Source organism: Campylobacter concisus, from assembly GCF_002913715.1.
Classification (GTDB): domain Bacteria; phylum Campylobacterota; class Campylobacteria; order Campylobacterales; family Campylobacteraceae; genus Campylobacter_A; species Campylobacter_A concisus_AG.
Genome location: NZ_PPCE01000009.1, coordinates 849,382 through 870,233, shown reverse-complemented (window position 1 = coordinate 870,233; position 20,852 = coordinate 849,382). Strand labels below are relative to the sequence as shown.

General features: G+C 39.3%; 21 protein-coding genes. 8 read left to right on the top strand and 13 right to left on the bottom strand.

Features of this window, described 5'->3' with window-relative positions; translation table 11 throughout:
- The 3 genes from CYO92_RS08365 to CYO92_RS08355 form a co-directional block, all read right to left on the bottom strand.
- A partial coding sequence (locus CYO92_RS08365) for an Rrf2 family transcriptional regulator (protein ID WP_103595502.1) occupies positions 1 to 341 on the bottom strand: 341 nt, incomplete at its 3' end.
- A gap of 115 nt (positions 342 to 456) precedes the next feature.
- Positions 457 to 1,047 (bottom strand): NAD(P)-dependent oxidoreductase, encoded by a 591-nt coding sequence (locus tag CYO92_RS08360; RefSeq protein WP_429827529.1) that lies wholly within the window; start codon positions 1,045 to 1,047, stop codon positions 457 to 459.
- A 74-nt stretch (positions 1,048 to 1,121) separates the two neighbouring features.
- Positions 1,122 to 1,496: a cupin domain-containing protein gene (locus CYO92_RS08355; RefSeq protein WP_021091938.1), complete on the bottom strand. Its 375-nt coding sequence runs from the start codon at positions 1,494 to 1,496 to the stop codon at positions 1,122 to 1,124.
- A gap of 150 nt (positions 1,497 to 1,646) precedes the next feature.
- Between CYO92_RS08355 and CYO92_RS08350 the strand changes: the two genes are divergently transcribed.
- The 7 genes from CYO92_RS08350 to CYO92_RS08320 all read left to right on the top strand — a co-directional run bounded on the left by CYO92_RS08350 (position 1,647) and on the right by CYO92_RS08320 (position 7,626).
- Complete coding sequence (locus CYO92_RS08350) at positions 1,647 to 2,531, top strand: ABC transporter six-transmembrane domain-containing protein (protein ID WP_103588711.1); 885 nt, start codon at positions 1,647 to 1,649, stop codon at positions 2,529 to 2,531.
- On the top strand, positions 2,509 to 3,429 hold the full coding sequence (locus CYO92_RS08345; protein ID WP_103588710.1) for a cation diffusion facilitator family transporter: 921 nt from the start codon (positions 2,509 to 2,511) through the stop codon (positions 3,427 to 3,429). The genes CYO92_RS08350 and CYO92_RS08345 overlap by 23 nt, the downstream gene beginning before the upstream one ends.
- A 118-nt stretch (positions 3,430 to 3,547) precedes the next feature.
- A complete protein-coding gene (gene lepA, locus CYO92_RS08340) occupies positions 3,548 to 5,338 on the top strand; it encodes a translation elongation factor 4 (RefSeq protein ID WP_103588709.1) in 1,791 nt (596 codons plus the stop codon).
- 203 nt (positions 5,339 to 5,541) lie between these two features.
- Positions 5,542 to 5,772: a 2-hydroxymuconate tautomerase family protein gene (locus tag CYO92_RS08335; protein WP_009294206.1), complete on the top strand. Its 231-nt coding sequence runs from the start codon at positions 5,542 to 5,544 to the stop codon at positions 5,770 to 5,772.
- The gene (locus CYO92_RS08330) at positions 5,766 to 6,488 is read left to right on the top strand and encodes a hypothetical protein (RefSeq protein ID WP_103588708.1); all 723 of its coding nucleotides are present in this window, start codon (positions 5,766 to 5,768) and stop codon (positions 6,486 to 6,488) included. Before CYO92_RS08335 ends, CYO92_RS08330 begins: the two co-directional genes overlap by 7 nt.
- Before the next feature lie 11 nt (positions 6,489 to 6,499).
- The gene (locus tag CYO92_RS08325) at positions 6,500 to 7,057 is read left to right on the top strand and encodes a YajG family lipoprotein (protein WP_103588707.1); all 558 of its coding nucleotides are present in this window, start codon (positions 6,500 to 6,502) and stop codon (positions 7,055 to 7,057) included.
- On the top strand, positions 7,057 to 7,626 hold the full coding sequence (locus CYO92_RS08320; protein ID WP_103588706.1) for a ComF family protein: 570 nt from the start codon (positions 7,057 to 7,059) through the stop codon (positions 7,624 to 7,626). Before CYO92_RS08325 ends, CYO92_RS08320 begins: the two co-directional genes overlap by 1 nt.
- Positions 7,627 to 7,723: 97 nt before the next feature.
- On the opposite strand, the gene CYO92_RS08315 is transcribed toward CYO92_RS08320, so the two are convergent.
- From CYO92_RS08315 to murJ, 10 genes are all read right to left on the bottom strand, one after another.
- The gene (locus CYO92_RS08315; RefSeq protein WP_103588705.1) at positions 7,724 to 8,359 is read right to left on the bottom strand and encodes a YggS family pyridoxal phosphate-dependent enzyme; all 636 of its coding nucleotides are present in this window, start codon (positions 8,357 to 8,359) and stop codon (positions 7,724 to 7,726) included.
- Positions 8,359 to 9,468 (bottom strand): RIP metalloprotease RseP, encoded by a 1,110-nt coding sequence (rseP, locus tag CYO92_RS08310; protein WP_103588704.1) that lies wholly within the window; start codon positions 9,466 to 9,468, stop codon positions 8,359 to 8,361. Before rseP ends, CYO92_RS08315 begins: the two co-directional genes overlap by 1 nt.
- Before the next feature lie 195 nt (positions 9,469 to 9,663).
- Complete coding sequence (pgsA, locus tag CYO92_RS08305) at positions 9,664 to 10,152, bottom strand: CDP-diacylglycerol--glycerol-3-phosphate 3-phosphatidyltransferase (protein ID WP_258030563.1); 489 nt, start codon at positions 10,150 to 10,152, stop codon at positions 9,664 to 9,666.
- A 90-nt stretch (positions 10,153 to 10,242) separates the two neighbouring features.
- On the bottom strand, positions 10,243 to 11,031 hold the full coding sequence (locus CYO92_RS08300) for an enoyl-ACP reductase (protein WP_103588702.1): 789 nt from the start codon (positions 11,029 to 11,031) through the stop codon (positions 10,243 to 10,245).
- A complete protein-coding gene (gene dapA, locus CYO92_RS08295) occupies positions 11,031 to 11,900 on the bottom strand; it encodes a 4-hydroxy-tetrahydrodipicolinate synthase (RefSeq protein ID WP_219808120.1) in 870 nt (289 codons plus the stop codon). Before dapA ends, CYO92_RS08300 begins: the two co-directional genes overlap by 1 nt.
- 26 nt (positions 11,901 to 11,926) lie before the next feature.
- Positions 11,927 to 13,168, bottom strand: coding sequence for a M16 family metallopeptidase (locus tag CYO92_RS08290; RefSeq protein WP_103588700.1), 1,242 nt, complete (start codon positions 13,166 to 13,168; stop codon positions 11,927 to 11,929).
- A gap of 11 nt (positions 13,169 to 13,179) precedes the next feature.
- The gene (locus CYO92_RS08285) at positions 13,180 to 14,253 is read right to left on the bottom strand and encodes a quinone-dependent dihydroorotate dehydrogenase (protein ID WP_103588716.1); all 1,074 of its coding nucleotides are present in this window, start codon (positions 14,251 to 14,253) and stop codon (positions 13,180 to 13,182) included.
- Between the two features lie 53 nt (positions 14,254 to 14,306).
- A complete protein-coding gene (locus CYO92_RS08280; RefSeq protein WP_103588715.1) occupies positions 14,307 to 16,031 on the bottom strand; it encodes an ABC transporter ATP-binding protein in 1,725 nt (574 codons plus the stop codon).
- Positions 16,024 to 17,418, bottom strand: a complete 1,395-nt coding sequence (gene cysS / locus CYO92_RS08275; RefSeq protein WP_103588699.1) for a cysteine--tRNA ligase — start codon at positions 17,416 to 17,418, stop codon at positions 16,024 to 16,026. Before cysS ends, CYO92_RS08280 begins: the two co-directional genes overlap by 8 nt.
- Positions 17,405 to 18,805 carry a murein biosynthesis integral membrane protein MurJ gene (gene murJ, locus CYO92_RS08270; protein WP_103588698.1) on the bottom strand — a complete coding sequence of 467 codons (1,401 nt, stop codon included), beginning with the start codon at positions 18,803 to 18,805 and terminating at the stop codon, positions 17,405 to 17,407. Before murJ ends, cysS begins: the two co-directional genes overlap by 14 nt.
- A gap of 123 nt (positions 18,806 to 18,928) precedes the next feature.
- On the opposite strand from murJ, the gene CYO92_RS08265 reads away from it, so the two are divergent.
- Positions 18,929 to 20,842 carry a flagellar assembly protein A gene (locus CYO92_RS08265; RefSeq protein ID WP_103588697.1) on the top strand — a complete coding sequence of 638 codons (1,914 nt, stop codon included), beginning with the start codon at positions 18,929 to 18,931 and terminating at the stop codon, positions 20,840 to 20,842.
- Positions 20,843 to 20,852: the final 10 nt, after the last annotated feature.

Genomic DNA, 20,852 nt, shown 5'->3' with positions numbered 1-20,852 from the left:
TTTAGGAAGTGGTTGGTTAAGAGGCCCTCGATCTTACTACCAAGTGGGCAGGCTTTGGGTGAGTCAGAGTGGATCTTAAAAAGTTTTTCTTTATCATTTATTGCGTTAAAAATTTGAAGGAGGGTTATATCTTTTGGCTCTTTCGCAAGACTCACACCACCAACTCCAGCTACGACATTCACGAGTCCTGCAGCCTTTAGAGTGCCAAGCAGACGCCTAACTATGACAGGATTTGTGTTTATACTACCTGCTATAAATTCGCTCGTGACTTTCTCGCCTTTGAAAAAACAAGCTGCTAAAACTACATGGATCGCGGTTGAAAACTTGATCCCTACTTGCATAACTGTCCTTGAAATTTTTTCTGATTATACTTTAAATTTTTACTAAAAGCAGTTTATTTTCAGTTTAGATTTGACAAGCCGACTTTTTGTGCCAGCTATGTCAAATCTATAATTTTTATGCTCGCTCGCCAACTGCTGTGAAGCGTTTTTGTATAAATTTTTTGTTTTTTAGCTCGTCTATGATCGCAAGCGCAAGGTCTGCATAGCTTATATAGCTCTCATTTTTTGAGTTTAAGATGAGATTATCTCCACCAAGCACGTATTTACCAGTACGAGCACCATTTGGGTCATAGTCGCCTGCTGGGCTTACGTATGTCCAAAGCAAATTGCTCCTATCTTTTAGCTCAAAATAAGACTCCGCGGTCGCCTTTGCCACGCCCATATATGCAGTCGGGAAGTCTGGCGTATCCATCACCATTGTGCCCTTATCATCTACAAATAATGTACCAGCACCACCAACTACAATTAGTCTTGTGTCGCCACCCTCTAGCAAATTTCTAAGATGAGTAGCCACTTTTTTGTGAAGCGCAAAGGTATCTGGCGTCCACGCTGCAAATGCACTGATCACTACGTCAAAGCCAGCCAGATCAGTCTTTGTAAGCTCAAAGATATCTTTATAAATAACCTTTACGCCCCCATTTTTATACTCTTTGTCTCTAATGATTGCCGTTACGTCATGTCCTTGTTTTAGAGCCTCGTTTACCAAATTTGTACCGCTTTTGCCGTTTGCTCCGATGATTGCTATTTTTATTATTTCTCCTTTAAATTTTGTTTTTTATTTTACAACCAGCTTGGCTTTACGTCATCAACTATCACACCGTCACTCATTGTGTATTGCTCTAGGCTACCGCGTTTTGTCTGGATACAGATCATTTTGATGCCGTTTTTGCCAGCTTTAAAGCACCTTTTGCCCTCTGGATCTATGCGCACCGCATCTCCTTTGCTTACTTTTAGCACCTCACCGTCGATGAAAAGCTCACCCTCACCCTCTAGGATGATGTAAAGCTCCTCGTTTTGCTTATGTGCATGGACAAATGGCACGCTCACATTTGCTGGAAGCTCGTTTATAGATACCTCACAGCCGCTTAAATTTAAAGCCTCTTTTAGCTCGACTCTTGGCTCGTTTGCGATCTTTGCAACCTGAAAATTTTTCATTTTGTTCTCCTTATTTTTTGTTGTAATATTTTTATTTACAACTGATGAGTGAAGTATAATAATTTTTTGTTGTAATGTCAATAGTTACAACAAAAATTTTTCAAAATTTATAAATTTTGGCTAGAATTCGCGAAAATTTTAGGATTAAATTTGCAAAATAACGCCTTTAAAACGCTAAAGAGCATAGCGACCGAGCACAACAAAAAGCTCCTTTTGACCTTTGCTTTGGTGCTAGCAGAGAACGGACTTTTTCTAGCTTATCCGATATTTGCGGGCTTTGCGATCAACGCAATCATACAGGGAAATACATTAAATGCCCTCATTTACGCACTTTTTGTGCTCATAGCGTGGCTTGTAGGAGCCATTAGGCGCCGCGTGGATACGCAAGTTTTTGCAAATATCTACGCAAAGCTTGCTGTAAATGTCATCATGAATGAAAAACAAAATGCCAAAGACGACTCCGCCATCATCGCTAGAGTAGCGCTCTCACGAGAATTTGTAAATTTCTTTGAGACACATTTTCCTATGTTTTTTACATCGGTCATTTCGATCATCGGCTCAGCGTTTATGCTCATCTTTGTCGAGCCAAAGGTCGCTGTGGCGTGCTTTGTAGTGATGACCTTTTTTCTTATATTTTTACCAAGATATATCAAGAAAAATGACGACCTTTATCTTCGCTTAAATGACCGCCTAGAAAAAGAGGCAAAAGTGATAGGTGTTTTTAACAAAAGCACGCTAAATAGGCACTACGACGTCGTTTCTAAATTTCGTATAGCGATCTCAAATAGGGAGGCGATGAGCTATTTTATCATCGGCATTAGCGCTTCGCTACTCTTTTTGGTGGCGATAATAGTGCTAAGCTCGCAGCAGACAAATGCCGGCCACATCTACTCTGTGATGACCTATATATGGAATTTCGTCATCAGTCTTGACGACTCGCCAAAGCTCATCGAGGAATTTTCAAATTTAAAAGATATAGGCAAGAGGATTGACGCCCAAAAGAAGGATAATGATGCACAACAAGAGCGTTCTTAGAAATTCATTTTTTCTAATTTTCACGTTTATGATAGTTGAGGCCGTTTTTGGCTTCGTTTCGAACTCGCTTACGCTTATTAGCGACGCATTTCACATGCTCTCAGACGCTGCCGCGCTATTTTTGTCACTCATGGCGTTTAAAATTTCAGAAAAAAGGGCAAATTTACAAAAGACCTTTGGCTACAAAAGGGTCGAGATCATCGCCGCTTTCATAAATGCCATCGCTCTTATCGCACTTGCAGTCTTTGTCGTAGTTGAAGCTATCATCAGGCTTTTTAACGAGCCAGAGATAGAGGCTAAAACGATGCTTTTTATTAGTATTTTGGGGCTTGTGGTAAATTTAGTCGTAGCCATTTATATGCATAAAAGCGCTGATACAAAAGAAAATTTAAACATGAAAGGTGCTTATTTGCACGTCCTTGGCGACACGCTTGGCTCAGTTGGTGCGATTATCGCGGCTTTGTTTGTGATGAAATTTAACTTCACGAAGGCTGATAGTATCGCAAGTATCTTTGTCTCGCTACTCATCATAAAAAGTGGCGCTAGCTTGCTAAAAGATAGCTTTAATATCCTGATCGAAGCGGTGCCACTTAAGCTTGATACGGATGAAATTTTAGGCGTTATAATGGGCGTAGATGGCATTAAAATCGTGCATGACCTGCATATCTGGGCGATAAATGCTGGCACAAATGCGCTCATAGCCCATGTGGTGGTGGATGATGCGTTAAGCGTGGCTGAAATTTCAAAGATGATAAAGCGCATCGAGCACGAGCTTTCTCACGTTGGCATCGGCCATGTCACGCTTCAGTTTGAGAGCGAGAGCCTTGGACATAAAGACGATCTCATCTGCGAGTTAAATGACGATGAAGGACATGAGCACTTTGGACATTGTCATTAAGATTTTTAAGAATAGAGCCAAGCTCTAGTGACGGGCTTATGATAAAAATATATTTATTGGCATTTAAATCAACTTTAGGCAAAATAAAGCCCAAAATTTAGTAAAAAGTAAAACTTATATGAAAAACATCAGAAATTTTAGCATCATCGCTCATATAGACCACGGCAAAAGCACGCTTGCAGATCGTCTCATTCAGGAGTGTGGCGCTGTAAGTGACCGTGAGATGAGCAGCCAGATCATGGATACGATGGATATCGAAAAAGAGCGTGGCATCACGATAAAAGCCCAGTCCGTTCGCTTAAACTACGCGCTAAATGGAGAAAATTTTGTTCTAAATTTGATAGACACCCCAGGCCACGTCGATTTTAGCTACGAAGTGAGCCGCTCTTTGGCTAGCTGTGAGGGCGCACTGCTAGTCGTGGATGCTAGCCAGGGCGTGGAGGCGCAGACTATCGCAAACGTCTATATCGCACTTGAAAATAACCTAGAGATCATCCCAGTCATCAACAAGATCGACCTGCCAGCGGCTGACCCTGCTAGGGTAAAAGACGAGATCGAGCACATCATCGGACTTGACTGCTCGGGAGCGATCGAAGTGAGCGCAAAAACAGGCGTTGGCATAAAAGAGTTACTTGAGGCGATCATCACGAGGATCCCTGCGCCAAATGGTGATGCAAATAAGCCCACAAAGGCGCTAATTTATGATAGTTGGTTTGACAACTATCTTGGCGCGCTTGCACTTGTGCGTGTTTATGATGGTGAAATTTCAAAAAATGATGAAATTTTGGTTATGGGCACAGGTAAAAAACACATCGTGCTTGACCTCATGTATCCAAATCCTATCGCGCCGATCAAGACCAAAACACTTAGCGCTGGCGAAGTTGGTATCGTAGTTTTAGGACTTAAAAATGTTAGTGACGTCCAGGTTGGTGATACGATAACGCAGTCAAGAAATCCTCTAAAAGAGCCAGTTGGCGGCTTTGAGAGAGCCAAGCCGTTCGTATTTGCGGGACTTTATCCGATAGAAACTGATAAATTTGAAGATCTACGTGACGCACTGGATAAGCTAAAGCTAAATGACAGCTCGATAAGTTACGAGCCAGAGACCTCGGTCGCACTTGGATTTGGCTTTAGGGTTGGCTTTTTAGGTCTTCTTCATATGGAGGTAGTTAAAGAGAGGCTGGAGCGCGAATTTGATCTTGATCTCATTGCTACAGCGCCGACCGTGACATACGAAGTCATCCAAACTGATGGGCTAAATTTAAAGATACAAAACCCAAGCCAGCTGCCACCAGTAAATAAAATAGACTCGATCCTTGAGCCATATGTGAAAGCGACTATCATCACGCCAAGCGAGTTTTTGGGCAACATCATCACGCTTTTAAACAATCGCCGTGGCATACAAACAAAGATGGACTACATCACGACTGACCGCGTTTTGCTCGAGTATGACATACCGATGAATGAGATCGTTATGGACTTTTATGACAAGCTAAAGTCAAGCACCAAAGGCTATGCAAGCTTTGACTACGAGCCTAGCGACTACCGCATGGGTGATCTAGTGAAGCTTGATGTTAAAGTGGCTGGTGAAACGGTCGATGCACTCTCTATCATCGTGCCTGAGAGCAAGGCACAGACAAAGGGCAGGGACTTCGTAAAGGCGATGAAAGAGATCGTGCCGCGTCAGCTCTTTGAAGTGGCGATACAAGCTAGCATCGGCAATAAAATAATCGCTCGAGAAACTGTAAAATCAATGGGTAAAAACGTCACAGCCAAGTGCTATGGTGGCGATATTACGCGTAAGAGAAAGTTGCTTGAAAAGCAAAAAGAGGGTAAGAAACGCATGAAGGCGATAGGAAAGGTGAATTTGCCACAGGAGGCGTTTTTATCCGTCCTAAAAATAGACTAGCGGCTTATCTTTTGTGTCCTTTTGAAAGAGTTAGTGAAATTTTGGCTTGATGAACTACATGTTCTATCTGCACCAAAATTTCACGTCACAGCTTTCAAAATCATCACAAAATATCTCGCCTTGTTATGAGGTGGCGATACTGCCGCACTTGGTTTTTGTTTTTGATTAAATTTTAAATATTAAATTTACAAAAAAGGAGCGCTATGCCATTTGTGAAAATTTGTGTGACAAAAGAGGGTGATAGCCCAAGTGTGGAGCAAAAAGAGAAGATGATAAGCGGAGTTACAAAGCTAATAAGCGAAATTTTAGGTAGAAGCGCTCAAAATACCGTTGTCATTATCGATGAGATCGATACGAATAACTACGGCATCGCAGGTGAGAGTGTAAAAAATCTCCGCAAAAAACAAAAAGAGCAAAAGGAAGTAAAATGCTAAGAGCAACATTATTAGCAGTTTTTGCAGCTATCTTTCTAACTGGCTGCGTGGCTAAAGCCAGCCTTTGTCTATCGTGTGAGGGAATAGATGGCGTGCAAAGTACGAGCATAAACAGCGAAGATAAGATGTATTTTGAAGAGGTTATGAGGATACCGGCTGATTGCAGCGCTTGTAAAGGCAGGGGCGATGGTCTTTTTATAAATGGTGTTAAATACAAAAGTGATGTAGCAATAAACTGCTGCTTGGAAAAAAATATGATCGATACTAATGTTGGATTAAAAAAGGTTTATTTCCACAGGATCGTCGATGCTAGAAGTAGTGCAAGATCGATATATTACACAGGTGTTGAAGGAAATACTGCAGTTTTTAACTCAAACCCACGCCTTGAGGTGCTTTTTTACATGTTTTTGCAGCGTGAGTTAAATTCTCGTGGAATCGTTGTTGTCGATACTCAAACATCGCCTTACACGTACAGGCTTGATTTTAGATTTGACGAACTTAGAGGAAGCTATTCGGGAAGTTCAGAAATTTTAAATGGACATCTAAATGGGCTTCTTATTCTTTCAAATATAAATTTCAAAAAAACGTTACCTATCTCGACTAGGCACCATGTGGAGAAGCTAGAGGCCTCAGAGTCTGGTCAGTTTGACTTTTTTATCGCACTTTTAGTTAAACAAGCCGCAATAAAAGTAGCCGATGAGATCACTAAACTTTAAAAGGAAAAACGATGAATAAATTTAATTTTTTAGCTATTTTTGGACTTTTTGTTTTATTTTTAACTGGTTGTGCGCCAAGCCAAAGTGTTGTCGCATTTGATCCATATAAGGCTGCTTCAAGCCAACAAAATAGCGGCTTTGAGGCCTATATAAGCGCAGTGCATGATAACCGCAAAAATAAAAGTACCATTGCTACGATCACTGATAGCAAAGGCACAGTAAAAGAATATGTCGTGCTTCAAAACGATCTTGTTACTTATTTTAGTGATTCGCTCAAAAAAGAGCTTATGGCGCGCGGTGCAAATGTAAATGGCATGGGTGGCGTCGTGGTTGAAATTTTTATCAACGAGTTTGAAGCAAATATGAGCGGATACGGCACTGATAATACAAAAGGTAATATTAAGATCACACTTAAGATCCAAAAAGGCGATCAAAGCATCGTTAAAAATATCTCAAATAATCAAACCAAATTTGAGTTGATTCGCACAGGTGGAGCATTTAAATCATTTTTAACTGAGATCATAAATGATGCCATCAAACGCACAGCAATTGCTATTTTAAATAGCTAATGTTTTGTGCGTTTTGCAAGAGCTTTACGCTAAATACATTTTGTAAAATTTGCTCACAAATTTTAAGCGAGCCAAGCCCGATAGTAAGAGAACTAGAGGGCTTTAAAATTTATAGCTTTTACGGCTACTCTGAAATAAAAGAACTCATCCACTCCAAGCACCAAATGCACGGATATTTTATATATAAAAACTTAGCCAAATTTGCATTTAATCAATTTTTTAAAAGCTTTAGCTTTCCGGAGCAAATTTACGCCTTGCCAATAGACGATAGAGTTCATTTTGGCTACTCACATACGGCTATTTTAGCAAATGCGCTAAGGGCTAAAAATCTAAAGCCCATATTTCACGCACTGCATGCAACCAGTAAGATTAGCTATAGTGGTAAGGATTTGCAATTTAGACAAAATAACCCAAGAAATTTTAAAATCCTAAAAAAGATCACTGCTCCAGTTATTTTAGTAGATGACATTGTAACCACTGGCACAACGATACTTGAGGCTAAAAATACTCTAGAAAAAGCTGGCGTAAAAGTACTTTTTGCTCTAGTTTTGGCTGACGCTAAATATTAAATTTTAATTTTTTTCTCAAGTCTCTTTGGGCAGAAATTTACATAGTTCCAGCAGTAATCTACTTCGTTAGCAGCAAGAGCATGCAAAAGCGATAAAATTACAAATAAAGCATAGTGCCAAGGCGAATCATATTTGAGCCGCATTTTATCGCTAGCTCGTAATCACTACTCATGCCCATTGAGCAGATAGTTGCGCCTTTTGGCTTTAGGCTCTCGTAAATTTTATATGTTAGCTCAAAGCTCTTTTGCACCTCTTTTGGCTCATCCACATGCGCTCCAATACTCATCACACCTTTTAAATTTATATTTTTGCACTCGCTTTGGATGCGCTCATAAATTTCAGCCGCATTTGCGACGCTCACACCTTGCTTTGTATCTTCATCGGCCGAGTTTATTTGAAGCAAAGTATCTAGCTTATAGCTGAGCCTTTTATCGACCTCTAGGGCTCTTTCGAAGCTATCACAGCTTTGCCAAAGCACTGGCTTTAGGCTTATCATTTGATTGATTTTATTGTTTTGCAGGCGGCCGATCATATGCCATTTGATGTCAGTGAAATTTTGCAGCTCTAGCTCTTTTTTGGCTAGCTCCTGGACTCTATTTTCGCCAAAATTTCTTTGCCCTTGTGCGTAAAGCTCCCTCACTTCAGTGCATGTCACATTTTTGCTAACGGCGATGAGCGTCACATCTTTGCTTAAATTTTCTATCTTTTCAAGTAGATCTTTTAAAACTATCATTATAAACCTCCGCTTAATCTCATAATGTCATTAAAGGTCGCGAGCACCATGATGCCAAGCAGTAGCGCCCAGCCGCAATAGGTAAGCGTAACAAGCACTCGCTCATTTATCTCGCGTCTAAAAATTAGTTCATAAATGTTAAATAAAATGTGCCCGCCATCAAGCGCAGGGATGGGAAAGAGGTTTAGCACGCCTAAATTTACAGAGATGAGCGCCACGATGGTTAGGAGCACGCTAAGGCTGATCTTAGCGGCCTTTGAAGTGACATCGGCGATCTGCACGATGCCTCCGACCTCTTTTAGTGGCACAGCTCCAACAACTAGCTTTTCAAAGCTTTTAAAGATGAGCTTTGAAGCCTCGATCGTCTCGCCAAAGGCAAATTTTAGGCTCTCTAAACCTGTGTGATAAATTTTCACCACTTCGCCATTAGACTGGATGCCGATCAGTGGGCGCTGCACCTTTTCATTAAATAAATTTATCGTCTCGCCTATCTTTGGTGTTAAATTTATAGTCATTTGCGAGCCGTTGCGATCTATCAAAATGGCGCTAGGTTCAAGCTTTACGTTTTTACTAATATCATCCCACTCGTTTATCTTGACGCCATTTATCGCTAAAATTTTATCGTTTATTGCTATGCCAGCGCTTGCAGCTGCCGAGCCTTCAGCTATGTGTCCGACACTTGGCGCAAGCCTCTCAACACCGATAAATCCAAGCAAAATGTATATGAAAAATGCCAAGATAAAGTTAAAAAATGGCCCTGCAAAGAGGATGTAAATGCGCTTTATGGGACTTAGCACGTTGTAGCTATCAGCGTCATAGTTTTTGGTCTTTGGGTCGGTGTCGTCTTGCCCTTTTAGCTGCACGTATCCGCCAAGTGGGATCGCGCTTAGGCAGTAGTCGGTGCCGCCAACGTTTTTGGTATAAATTTTCTCGCCAAAGCCGATGCTAAAGGTATTTACTTTGACGCCAAGCGATCTTGCTGCTAAAAAGTGGCCAAGCTCGTGGAAAAATATGAGAAAACTAATGGCTAAAACGGTCACTAAAAAATAAAACGAATACGCATAAAGCCCAAGGCAAAGCAGGGCTAACGTGAAGAGAATGCCTTTCAAAACTTACCTTTTTTTGAAAAATTGATGAGATTTTAGCCAAAATTTATAAATTTACTCTCAAACGGCATTTAGCCAAAAATTTCTTTTAGCTAGGAGGAATTTTTAACTTAATTTTACTTATTTAGAAAATGAAGTTTTTATTATTTATATAAATTTTGCAAGTAAAAACTTTGGGTCTTACGAACGAAAGAAATTTTAGCTCTTTTTCATCGCCTTTACATAGGCAAAAATATACTCAAATCCAGAATAAAGCGTAAGCGCAACAGCTATCCAGAGCAAAAGCTCGCCACCAGGCCAGCTCATCAGTAAAAATCCAACCGCAAACATCTGCGAAACAGTCTTTACCTTACCGGCCATTGAAGCAGCGACTTCTACGCCGTCACTTGCCATCACGACACGAAAGCCAGTTATAAAAAATTCCCTCACCAAGATGAGATAAACAGCCCAAGTGCTCGCTCTGCCAAGCATCATGAGACCTAAAAATGCAGCAAGAATTAGCATCTTGTCTGCTAACGGATCAAGGATCGCTCCAAGTTTGGTCTTTTGATCCCAGCTTCTTGCGATGTAACCGTCAAAAAAGTCAGTCACCGAGGCAATCACAAAAATAAGAGCTGCGAAGTAATTTATCCAGCTCATGTGAATTTGTGTAAAAATGCCAGGGGCATTTGCGAGCATAAAAAACATAAGCGGAGCCAGAAGTATCCTAAAAAACGCTAAAGAATTTGGTAAATTTAAACTCACAAATATGCCTTTATGCTTAAATTTTCAATTTTCTCATTTAAAAGTCGTGCCGCCATCTATTATAAATGTATGTCCAGTCACCCAGCTAGCCTTAGATGAGCATAAAAATAGACATGCTCCGGCTAGGTCAGTCGGCTGTCCCATGCGGTTTAGCGGGCTAAGCTTTGCTGTCATATCGCGTACTTCTTCGTAGTTGGTAAAGGCTCTTAGCGCGTCTGTCTCGATAGGACCACCACTTACGACGTTTACGCGGATGTTTTTCTCACCAAGCTCTGTAGCAGCGTATCTTGCCATGGCTTCAACGGCTGCTTTTGCTGTGCCGTGACCTGCGTAGTTTTCGATATAGACTAAATTTCCAGTCGATGATAGGCTGATGATGCTGCCGCCACCAACTTTTTCCATGCGTTTTGCAGCTTCTTGAGTGCCTACGACAAAGGCATTTACTGTTGCTGTAAAGATATTGTTTATGCCTCTTGGTTTTAGCTTCATAAATTTAGTGTATCCGCCAGCTACCGCGCGACCTGAGATGATAGCATTTGAGATGAAAAAATCAATCCTATCAAAGTCCTCGTCTATCTTTAAAAATAGCTCTTTATAAGTCTCTGGCTCAAGGATATTTAGCGCGTAGGCTCTGGCTTTTATCTTGTAAGTAGTCTCAAGCTCTTTTGCTTGTTCTTTTGCAAGCTCTTCGTTTGAGTTGTAGGTAAATGCTATATTTACACCAGCTTTTGCAAATTCTTCGACTATGGCTCTGCCAATGCCTCTAGTACCACCGCTGATAACTAGCGTTTTACCTTTAAAATCGTTTAGTGTGTCCTTCATTAAAAACCCTTTATTTCGTAATTTTTTATTACTTCTTCTATCTTTTTAAAATTTTCTTTACTTGGTTTGCAAAGTGGCAAGCGGTACTCTAAAGAGTCGATTAGTCCAGCTAGATACATCGCTGCTTTGATCGGTATCGGATTGCTTTCGCAAAAGAGCGTTTTATTTATCGTATATAGATTATCGTTTATTAGTTTTGCTTTTTTATACTCTTCGTTCATCGCAAGGTGCGTAAGCTGTGAAATTTGATCTGGTAAGATGTTTGCAGTAACTGAGATGACGCCCTTGCCGCCATTTGATATGATAGGATAGTTGATCGCATCTTCGCCGCTAATGACTACTAAATTTGGCTCGTGAGCTAGCAAATCGACGCATCTATCTATGCTACCTGTAGCCTCTTTGATGCCGTAGATATTTTTGCACTCTTTAAAAAGTCTAAAAACGGTCGCTGGCAAGATATCCACGCCAACTCTACCTGGAACATTGTAAAGAAGCACAGGGATTTCAATGCTATTTGCAATGGCTTTGTAGTGCTCGTAAAGCCCTTCTTGTGTTGGTTTGTTGTAGTAAGGCGCAACTGAAAGGATACCATCAGCGCCATGAGCTTGAGCAAATTTAGCGATACCAATAGCCTCGTGAGTCGCGTTGCTGCCAGCTCCAGCTAGTACTTTTACATTTGTGCCTTTACATGCATCTACGGCTATTTCGATACAAATTCTATGCTCATCATGCGTTAGTGTTGCACTCTCACCGGTAGTTCCAACTGGCACAACGACATCTATGCCGTGTTTTATCTGTCTTTTTATTAGCTTTTCAAAACTGACTTCATCTACTTTTTGATTTTTAAATGGCGTAATGAGTGCGGTCATCGCACCTTGAAGCGAATTTTCCACGTTTATTCCTTTTTTAATAATATTGTTGTGCTGGTTTTTTCATTAAAATATCTATTTGCTATCTCTTTTAAAAGCTTAGCATCAATCTTATCGATACTTTTTTCAAGCTCATAAAGTGGCTTTATGTCGCCTCTAGCAAGGTACGAGCCATATAAATTTGCAACCTTGCTCGCACTTTCAAATGAGTAAATAAAATCAGTTTTTATCAAATTTTTAACTCTTAAAACATCATCTTTGTCGATTGGCTTATTTTTTAAATCATCTATGATCTTTAAAATTTCAGCCTCAACCACGTTTGCTTCGACATCTGGGTTGCAAACTGCTAAAAATATAAATAAATTTTCATCAACGCAACTCATATTATAAGCATAAATTTGATTTACGAGCATTAGCTCATCGACTAGGCGCTGCTGCAAAATAGAGCTTTTGCCAGTGGCTAGATACTCGCTTATCGCGTTTAACCCCACTTGATCAGCGTGCCTAAAGTCTGGGATCTTATAAGCGATAGCTAGCATTTGCGTTTGGCTATCTTTATAGACGATAGCCCTTCTAGCTCCGTCTTGCTCAGGCTCTTTGCAGTGTAGTTTTGGTATGGCCTTTTTGTTTTTTATACTGCTAAAGTTTTTCTTAGCTAGCTTAAATGCCTCATCCTTGCCGATGTCGCCACTTATCATCAAAATCGCATTTTTTGGCTGATAAAAAGTAGCGTGAAATTCTTTTATGTCGGAGATATTCCAGTTTTCGATATCTTTTATAAAGCCTATCGGAGTCCAGTGGTATGGATGGTAGATAAATGCGTGGTTGTAGAGTCTAAAGTAGAGGTATCCCATAGGGTTGTTGTCTGTTCGCCACCTGCGCTCTTCATACACCACGTCTCGCTCTGTCTGAAATTCTTTATCTTTTAGGCTTAAATTTTTCATAAGCTCAGCAAAAAGACCAAGCGTTTTGTCTAAATTTTCATTTGACGCTTTTATAAAGTAGTGGGTATAGTCAAAGCCTGTACTTGCGTTATTTACGCCACCAAAGCCTTTTACTATTTCGTCAAATTCACCAGCTCGTAAATTTTTGGTTGATTTAAAATTTAGATGCTCTAACATGTGAGCGATGCCGCTTTTGCCCATCACTTCGTTTCTTGATCCAACTTTATAAAAGACATCGACGCTTATCACTTTTGAGCCAGGATTTACTGGTACGTGATAAATTTCAAGTCCGTTTTCTAGTTTTGTTTTATTAAATTTTATCAATCTTTTGCCTTTTATTTTTTAACGTCTATGCCGACCGCTTCGCTAATAGAGGCAAAGCCATCTCTTTTTAAAAGTTCTAAAATTTCTAAATTTATATCTCTTGCGATCATTGGCCCTTTAAAGATAAAGCTTGTAAAAATTTGCACTAGATTAGCCCCCATTTTTATGCGCTCATATGCCTCTGCGCCGCTATCTATGCCGCCACATGCTATAAGCGTCGTCTTGCCGTAAAGCTCGTCTGCCACAGCTTTAAATATCTCTTTTGACTTTTGAGCGACTACTTTGCCACTTAGTCCACCAAAATCCTTCAAATTTGACGAGTGAGAGAGTGAATAATCAACGCTTGTATTTGAGACAAGCACGCCACTAGCGCCGTTTTCTACCGCGCAGCTACAAAGCTTGATCGCATCTTCGTGGCTCATATCAGGAGCGATTTTAAAGATAATTGGTTTTTTAGTAAGTGGCAAAATGACGCTAAAAAGTTCTTTTATGAAGCTCTCATCTTGCAAGGCTCTTAAATTTGGCGTGTTTGGTGATGAGACGTTTATGACAAAGGTGTCGCAAATTTCGCTAAATTCTTTTACTAAAATTTCATAGTCTTTTATTGCATCTTCGTTTGGTGTAACCTTGTTTTTACCGATATTTGCCCAGATAGGTAAAGTATAAGGATAAAGTTTTTTGACTCTATTTTTAATAGCCTCGCAACCATCGTTGTTAAAGCCCATCGCATTTTGGATGCTCTCTTCGTCTACGAGCCTAAAAAGTCTTGGTTTATTGTTGCCAGGTTGAGGTTTTGGAGTAAATGTGCCAAATTCTAAGTACCCAAAGCCAAGAGCCGTGAGTGCTTCAAACATTGTGGCGTTTTTATCAAAGCCACCAGCTATGCCAACTGGATTGTGATAAGTGCTTGAGAATAAATTTTGTTTTAGCGCATTGTCATCGACCACGCACTTATTTGCTACAAAGCTTAATGATCCTGGAAAAATTTTATTTGCTCCGATCATTGCAAGTTCTGCGATTTTATGGGCAGTTTCAGGATCGAATTTAAAAAATATAGATTTTAAAGTTTCGTAGTTTAAGCTCATTTTAACCTCTTTAAAATGCCTAAAAATTTGTGCAAATCTTAGCAAAAATCGCCTTAAACTAAGGCTTTGCCTTTAAGTTTTGCATAAATTTCATTTCTCTTGCTAAGTTCTTCATCGCTTCCGATATCAACTATCTTTCCATCACTTAAAACCGCGATCTTATCAGCACTTTCAACTGTGCTTAGACGGTGAGCGATGACAAAGATGATCTTTTTGTTTCTTAGGTTGTTTATAGCCTTTGTGATCTCTTTTTCACTATCGTTATCAAGCGCTGAAGTGGCCTCGTCAAAGATAAGAATTTGTGGATTTTGATAAAGTGCCCTTGCTATTGCGATGCGTTGTCTTTGACCGCCTGAAAGGTTTGTGCCAAATTCGTTTAAGATAGTGTTTATGCCGTTATCTAGTTTGTTTACAAACTCATAAGCATTTGCCATTTTTAGTGCATTTATCACGGCTTCTTCGTTAAATTCTCTGCCGTAAGCCACGTTTTTAGCGATTGTATCGTTAAAGATATAGACACGCTGCGTTACAAGTCCGATGTTTTGGCGAAGTGAGTGGATTTTGATATCTTTTAAATTTGTATTATTTATTAAAATTTCTCCGCTATTTACGTCGTAAAATCTCATGAGCAGATTCATGAGCGAGGTTTTTCCGCCACCACTTGAGCCAACAAGGGCTATAAATTCTGACTTACGAGCCTCTAAATTTATCCCTTTTAAAACCTCTTTGTCACCGTAGTTTAGGCAGACACCCTTAAATTTGATTAGGTTTATCTCTTCGCTTAATTCTTTTTCACCATCTTTTATCTCACTCACTTTATCCATCAAGAAAAAGGTTCTCTCACTTGCGGCGATCGCATCCTGCATTTTATTGTATATATTTACGATACGTTTTAGTGGGGTGTAGAGCATAAAAAGCGCGGTTAAAAACGAGAAAAATGCACCCATATTTATATTTCCGTCGATGACGTCTTTGCCACCTATTATGATGACAGCTGCCACGCCTATTGAGCCTATCGTCTCCATAAGCGGACTTACTAATTGCTCAATTTTTACGGTTTTAAGATTTAGCTTGAAAAATTTGTTATTTTCTTCAACAAAACGTGAATGCTCGTATTTTTGGGCATTATTTGCCTTGATGATCTCGATATTTGTAAAAATTTCACTCAAGGCTGAAGTGATATCGGATGTCTTTTCTTGCGACTGCTTTGAAATTTTTTTCATCTTCTTTGCAAGGCGCGAGATCGGATAAATGGCTACTGGCATGACCACAAGTGCAAAAAACGCCAATTTAGGGCTTTGATATATGACTACACAAAGCAGGCCTATGATAGTTACAAGCTCTCTAATAAGCTCAGGTATGAAACTTGAAACAATAGATCTTATGCGCTCTATGTCGTTCGTGGTTCTGCTTATTAGCTCGCCTGTTCTAAAATCATTAAAAAATTTCATATCCAAATTTAGTAAATTTTCGACCATCTTTTCACGAAATCTTCTAATCGTATCTTGACCAATATACGCGGTAAAATAGGCCTGCATAAAAGTTCCAATATTTTTTAACAGATAAATAGCGATGATCGCACATGGTAACAAATAAAGCAGTGTTTCGTTTTTTTCAACAAAAATTTTATTAAGTACTGGCTCCACCAGATATGCACTGACTGCTGTTCCGCCACTTGCAAGCCCCATACCTATGAAGGCTAGGATGAAGTGTGGAATGTAGTCTTTAAAATAAGGACCAAAGCGTTTTAGCACATCTTTTAAGCCAAAGTTAGTCATTATTTTTCTCCCAAACTGCGCCATTTGGTGTATCCATGATAGAGATATTCATATTTTCTAGCTCGTCTCTTATCTCATCAGCTCTTGCAAAATTTTTCTCTTTTTTAGCTACCGCGCGCTCATCAAGAAGCCTTTTTATCTGCTCTTTTTGCTCGCCACTTACGCCAAACTGAAAATACTCAACATAATTTGTGCTAGCAATGCCTAAGATTTCACTTATAAGCTCCAAATTTGCCACTACTTCGGCCTTGTAGGCTTTATCTTTTGGGCTATTATCAAGCCTTTCGTTTGCTGTTTTTACAAACTCATCAACACTTGCAAGTGCTTTTGAAGCGTTTAGATCATCACTTAGTGCCTCAAGTAGCTCATTTTTAAAGCTCTCATTTATAGCGCAAGCTTGCACGCCATCAACTCTTTTTTTAAGGCGGTAAATTTTATCAAGTCTCTTTTTTGAAGCCACTAAGTCTTCATCTGAATAATTAAAATGGGCCCTATAATGGCTTGTAAGTAGATAATATCTAAGCACTTCGCCATGAACGTTTTTTAGGGCATCCTTTACAAAAAAGCTGTTATTTAGGCTTTTGCTCATCTTTTCGTTATTTACTTTTATAAAGCCATTGTGCATCCAGTATTTGCTTAAATTCTTGTGATAGGCACACCTGCACTGACTTGCCTCATTTTCGTGGTGCGGAAAGAGCAGGTCGATGCCACCAGCGTGGATGTCGATCTCAAATTTATCATTTTCTTTGTCACTTAGAAATTCTCTTATCATCGCCACACATTCGGTGTGCCAGCCAGGGCGACCCTTGCCAAATGGGCTCTCGTACCATTTCTCATCAAATTTCCAAAGCACGAAGTCTTTTTCATCTTTTTTCTCGCCAAAACTTGCCACGCGTGCGATAAGATCAGTGTTATTGTCCTTGCCGCTAATGCTAAAATAGCCACTATCCTTGCTCGTATCAAAGTAAATTCCATCACTGGTCTTATAAGCAGCACCTTTTTGCATAAGCAGCTCAATGTAGCTAATGATCGCCTCCAGGCACTGCGTAGCCTTTGGCTTAAAGTCTGGATCAAGCACGTTTAAAGCGTTCATGTCGCTCTCATAATGCGCTATATATTTGTTTGTGATCTCCTCTAGGCTTTGGCCAGTTTCAGCCATTTTCTTTAAAATTTTATCGTCAATATCAGTATAGTTTCTTGCAAATTTGACCTTGTAGCCAAGCGCTTTTAAAACCCTTCTTAAAAGATCAAAGCTAACGGCTGATTTTGCATGCCCCAAATGCGCGTCGTCATAGACCGTTGGACCACACAGATAGATGCTTACCTCGCCGTCTTTAATAGGGCTAAACTCAACCTTTTCTCTTTTAGAAGTATCAAAAATCCGCATTAAATATATCCTTTAAAAATGTTAAACCAAAATAGAGTAAAACCGCAAAAAGTGCGATAGCGGCTATAAATTTAGGCTCGATTATAGCTAAAAATCGCTTAGCTCCAAAGGCTCTAATGTATAAAATAAGCTGTAAAAATCCTCCAAGCGAGCTTGCAAATGCAAGGCCAGCAGCTCCAAATTTCTGCATCAAAATGACAGCTAGGATCAAATTTATCACAAGGCAGATGATAGAAATTTTGGCCGCCTCTTTTTGCTTCATATTTGCATAAAGCCAAAGTGAGAAAATTTTAGCTAGGCCAAATGGCGTAAGCCCTACCAAATAGGCACTTAGCACCTTGGCGCACTCAATGGTATTTGCCCTTACGAAATTTCCTCTCTCAAATAAGAGCCAGATGATAAACTCGCTCATTACTACGCCTGTGATCGTGGCTGCTAGCAGGGCGCAAAGGAGCAGGTAAAAGCTCTTTTTCGTCCAAACTAGGGCGTTTGCCTCGTCTTTTTGCTTTAAAAGTCTGGTGATCTTTGGAAAAAGTGCTTGAGAGAGTGCGATCGCAAAGATAGCAAGCGGAAGCTGAAAAATTCTATTTGCATAAAAAAGGTAGCTTATCGAGCCACTTACCAAAAAGCTAGCTAGCCAAGTGTCCATAAATGCGCTTATTTGCATCGCACTTGAGCCAAGTAAGCCGTGGTAAAAATTTACAAAAAAACCTTTGCTACTAGCTTTCTTGCCTTTAAAATATCCGCTTAGACCGCCCCAAAAAATTTTATTTAAGGCGTTAAATTTCATAGCAATTAGATGCACCAAAACTTGCAAGATGCCGCCTGCAACGACACCAAAACTAAGATAAAGTGCGACCACGCTCTCACTCTTGCCACGAGCCAAAAGTAGCGAAGCGATCATGGCTAAATTTAGTAGCGCAGTAGAAAACGCAGTCGTTGCAAAGTGCCCTTTGTACTGAAGCAGCGCACCCATGAAAGTGACGATATAAACAAGGGCTAGATAGTAGAAATTTATACGCACAAGTGGCACTGCATCGGTTATATTTTGCTCGCTCAAGCCGCTTGCGATGATCTTTATAAAATAAGGCGTAAATAAATTTACAAGAAGCGTCAAAACGCCTATAAAAAGTAGAAATTTGATGAAAATTTCAGCCTGAAAGATCGCTTTTTTCTTGCTATTTGCAAAATTTGGCAAAAATGCCTGTGTAAAGGCACCTTCTCCAAAGATACGGCGAAATAAATTTGGTATTTTAAAAGCGATAAAAAAAAGATCGCTAAATATGCCAGCTCCAAGGATGGAAGCTGTTAAAAGGTCTCTTATAAGTCCAAGAATTCTTGAAACCATAATGCCAACTGAGTTTGAAAAAAAACCTTTTATAAACATCGCTCACCTAAATTAAATTTGAAAACGCAATAGTAACAAAAGATGCTTTAAAGCTTACATAACCCAAATTTAATAAAATTTTGGCGATAATAAGAGCCAAATTTTATGTGAAATGGATCAATTTTGAGCGAGAACGTGCAAGAAAACGAGAGATTTTTACCGCCAACGCAAATTCAAACTTCAACACCTTATATATCGCTTAAAGAATTAAGCAAGCAACACAGCGTACCGGTAGAATTTATAGATTTTAAAATTTTAGATATTTTGACTTATTATAAAAATAAAGATAATGAAGAGCCAGTTTTTGTCCCTGAAGAAAATTTAGACTTTTTTGATGATAATGCTTTTTATCTTGACGAGACACTAGAGATCGAGCAGGTCTATGATGTGGAATTTTTTGATGTTAGGCTAAATGCTGTGCCAAAGCTTCCAAAGATAGAAATCGGTGTAAATTCAACAGTTACAAAAGTAGTCGCAAAGGTAAAAGCCACAAAAGATTGTGAATACGAACAGCATTACGAAGATAAACTTTTTGAATACATCGCCAAACAGCTTATGAAAGCTCAAATTTTAATAGGTATAAGGATCGGCAAACTAAAAGATGAGTTAAAACAAATCGCCTCAGTTGTGCATGTAAAGGGCGAACTTGATAAAGACTACATACTAAACATAACACAAGGTATAAATCCAAAAAAAGCTACCGATGCAAAGATACTTTACTACTACAAAGATAAACTTGATGCGATAAAAGAGGAAGATAAGATTGATTACGCTGATAGAGGTTTTGTTTTTGGTGTAGCACAAGATGAAGTGATAATGGAAGAGAAAAAGTCTCACGAAGGGCAAAATGGCCGTGATGCGAGAGGTAAATTATTAGCAGTAGAAAAGCCAAAAGAAGATACTGGCAAAGAGATAAGTATAAGCGAAAATATAGAGAGAGTAGAAAATGACGATAGCATAATATACGTCGCTAAAAAATCAGGATATGTAGTTGAGAAAAATGGCTCATTTGACATTGAAGAGCGTATAGAGATAAATGAAGCAAATTTTAAAACAACTGGCTCTATTCAAGCAGGCACTGATACAAATGTGACTTTGGTGGTTAGGGAAACTGATACTATAAAAGACGCCATCGGCACTGGCATCATCGTGGAAGCTGACGAGATCGAGGTTAAAGGAAATGTCGGCGCAAATGCGATGGTTAAAGCAAATGAAGTAATAATCGGCGGTCAAACACACCAAAAGGCTAAAATTTATGCAAAGAATGCAAAAATTTCTATCCACATCGGTAAGGTTGAAGCTGAAAATGTCGAGATAGATAGGCTAGAAGGCGGAAATGTCGTAGCAAAAAGAGTTAAGATAAATAGCGTCGTTGGTGGCTCTATAACCGCTCAAAATATCCAAATAAACACGCTTGGCTCAAATTGCACTATCACAGCTTCACACTTAATAGACGTAAGATATCTAAGAGGCACTGATAATAAATTTATAATCGATACTAGCAAAATGCCTGAAAGTGCTGAGGCTACGCAAGAGCAATTAAATAAGATCGAATATACAAAAGCAGAGCTTGCTTCGCTTCTAAAAAATATTGAAACAAAGAAAAATGTCATAAATGAAAATAAAGACTCTATTTATACCATAAAAGCAAAGGTAGAAGAGCTCTCAAAAGCTAAAGTGATACCACCAGTTACCTTTATGAAAAAGCTAAAAGAGTATCAAGGTCTAGTCAATGAATACAACACTTTGCTAAAAATTTTTAAAGATAAAAAAGAGTTGCTAGCTACTCTAAAAGATGAGCTTGAGATCATGCAAAATGGAATATTTTCTGCAAAAGTGATAAATAGAGGCAACTGGGTTGAACTAAATGAGATTAGATTTGTTATTGTTGATCCTCCACAAAATGTCACTTATATCTCAAAGCAAAATGAAACCGCTCATGCTATCACTTTAGAGAAGATCGGTGATGGTGATGAGGCTGAGTATAAGATCAAAAAGTCAAATAAATTAGAAGACTACACAGATACAAATTTTTAAGAATAAAAGG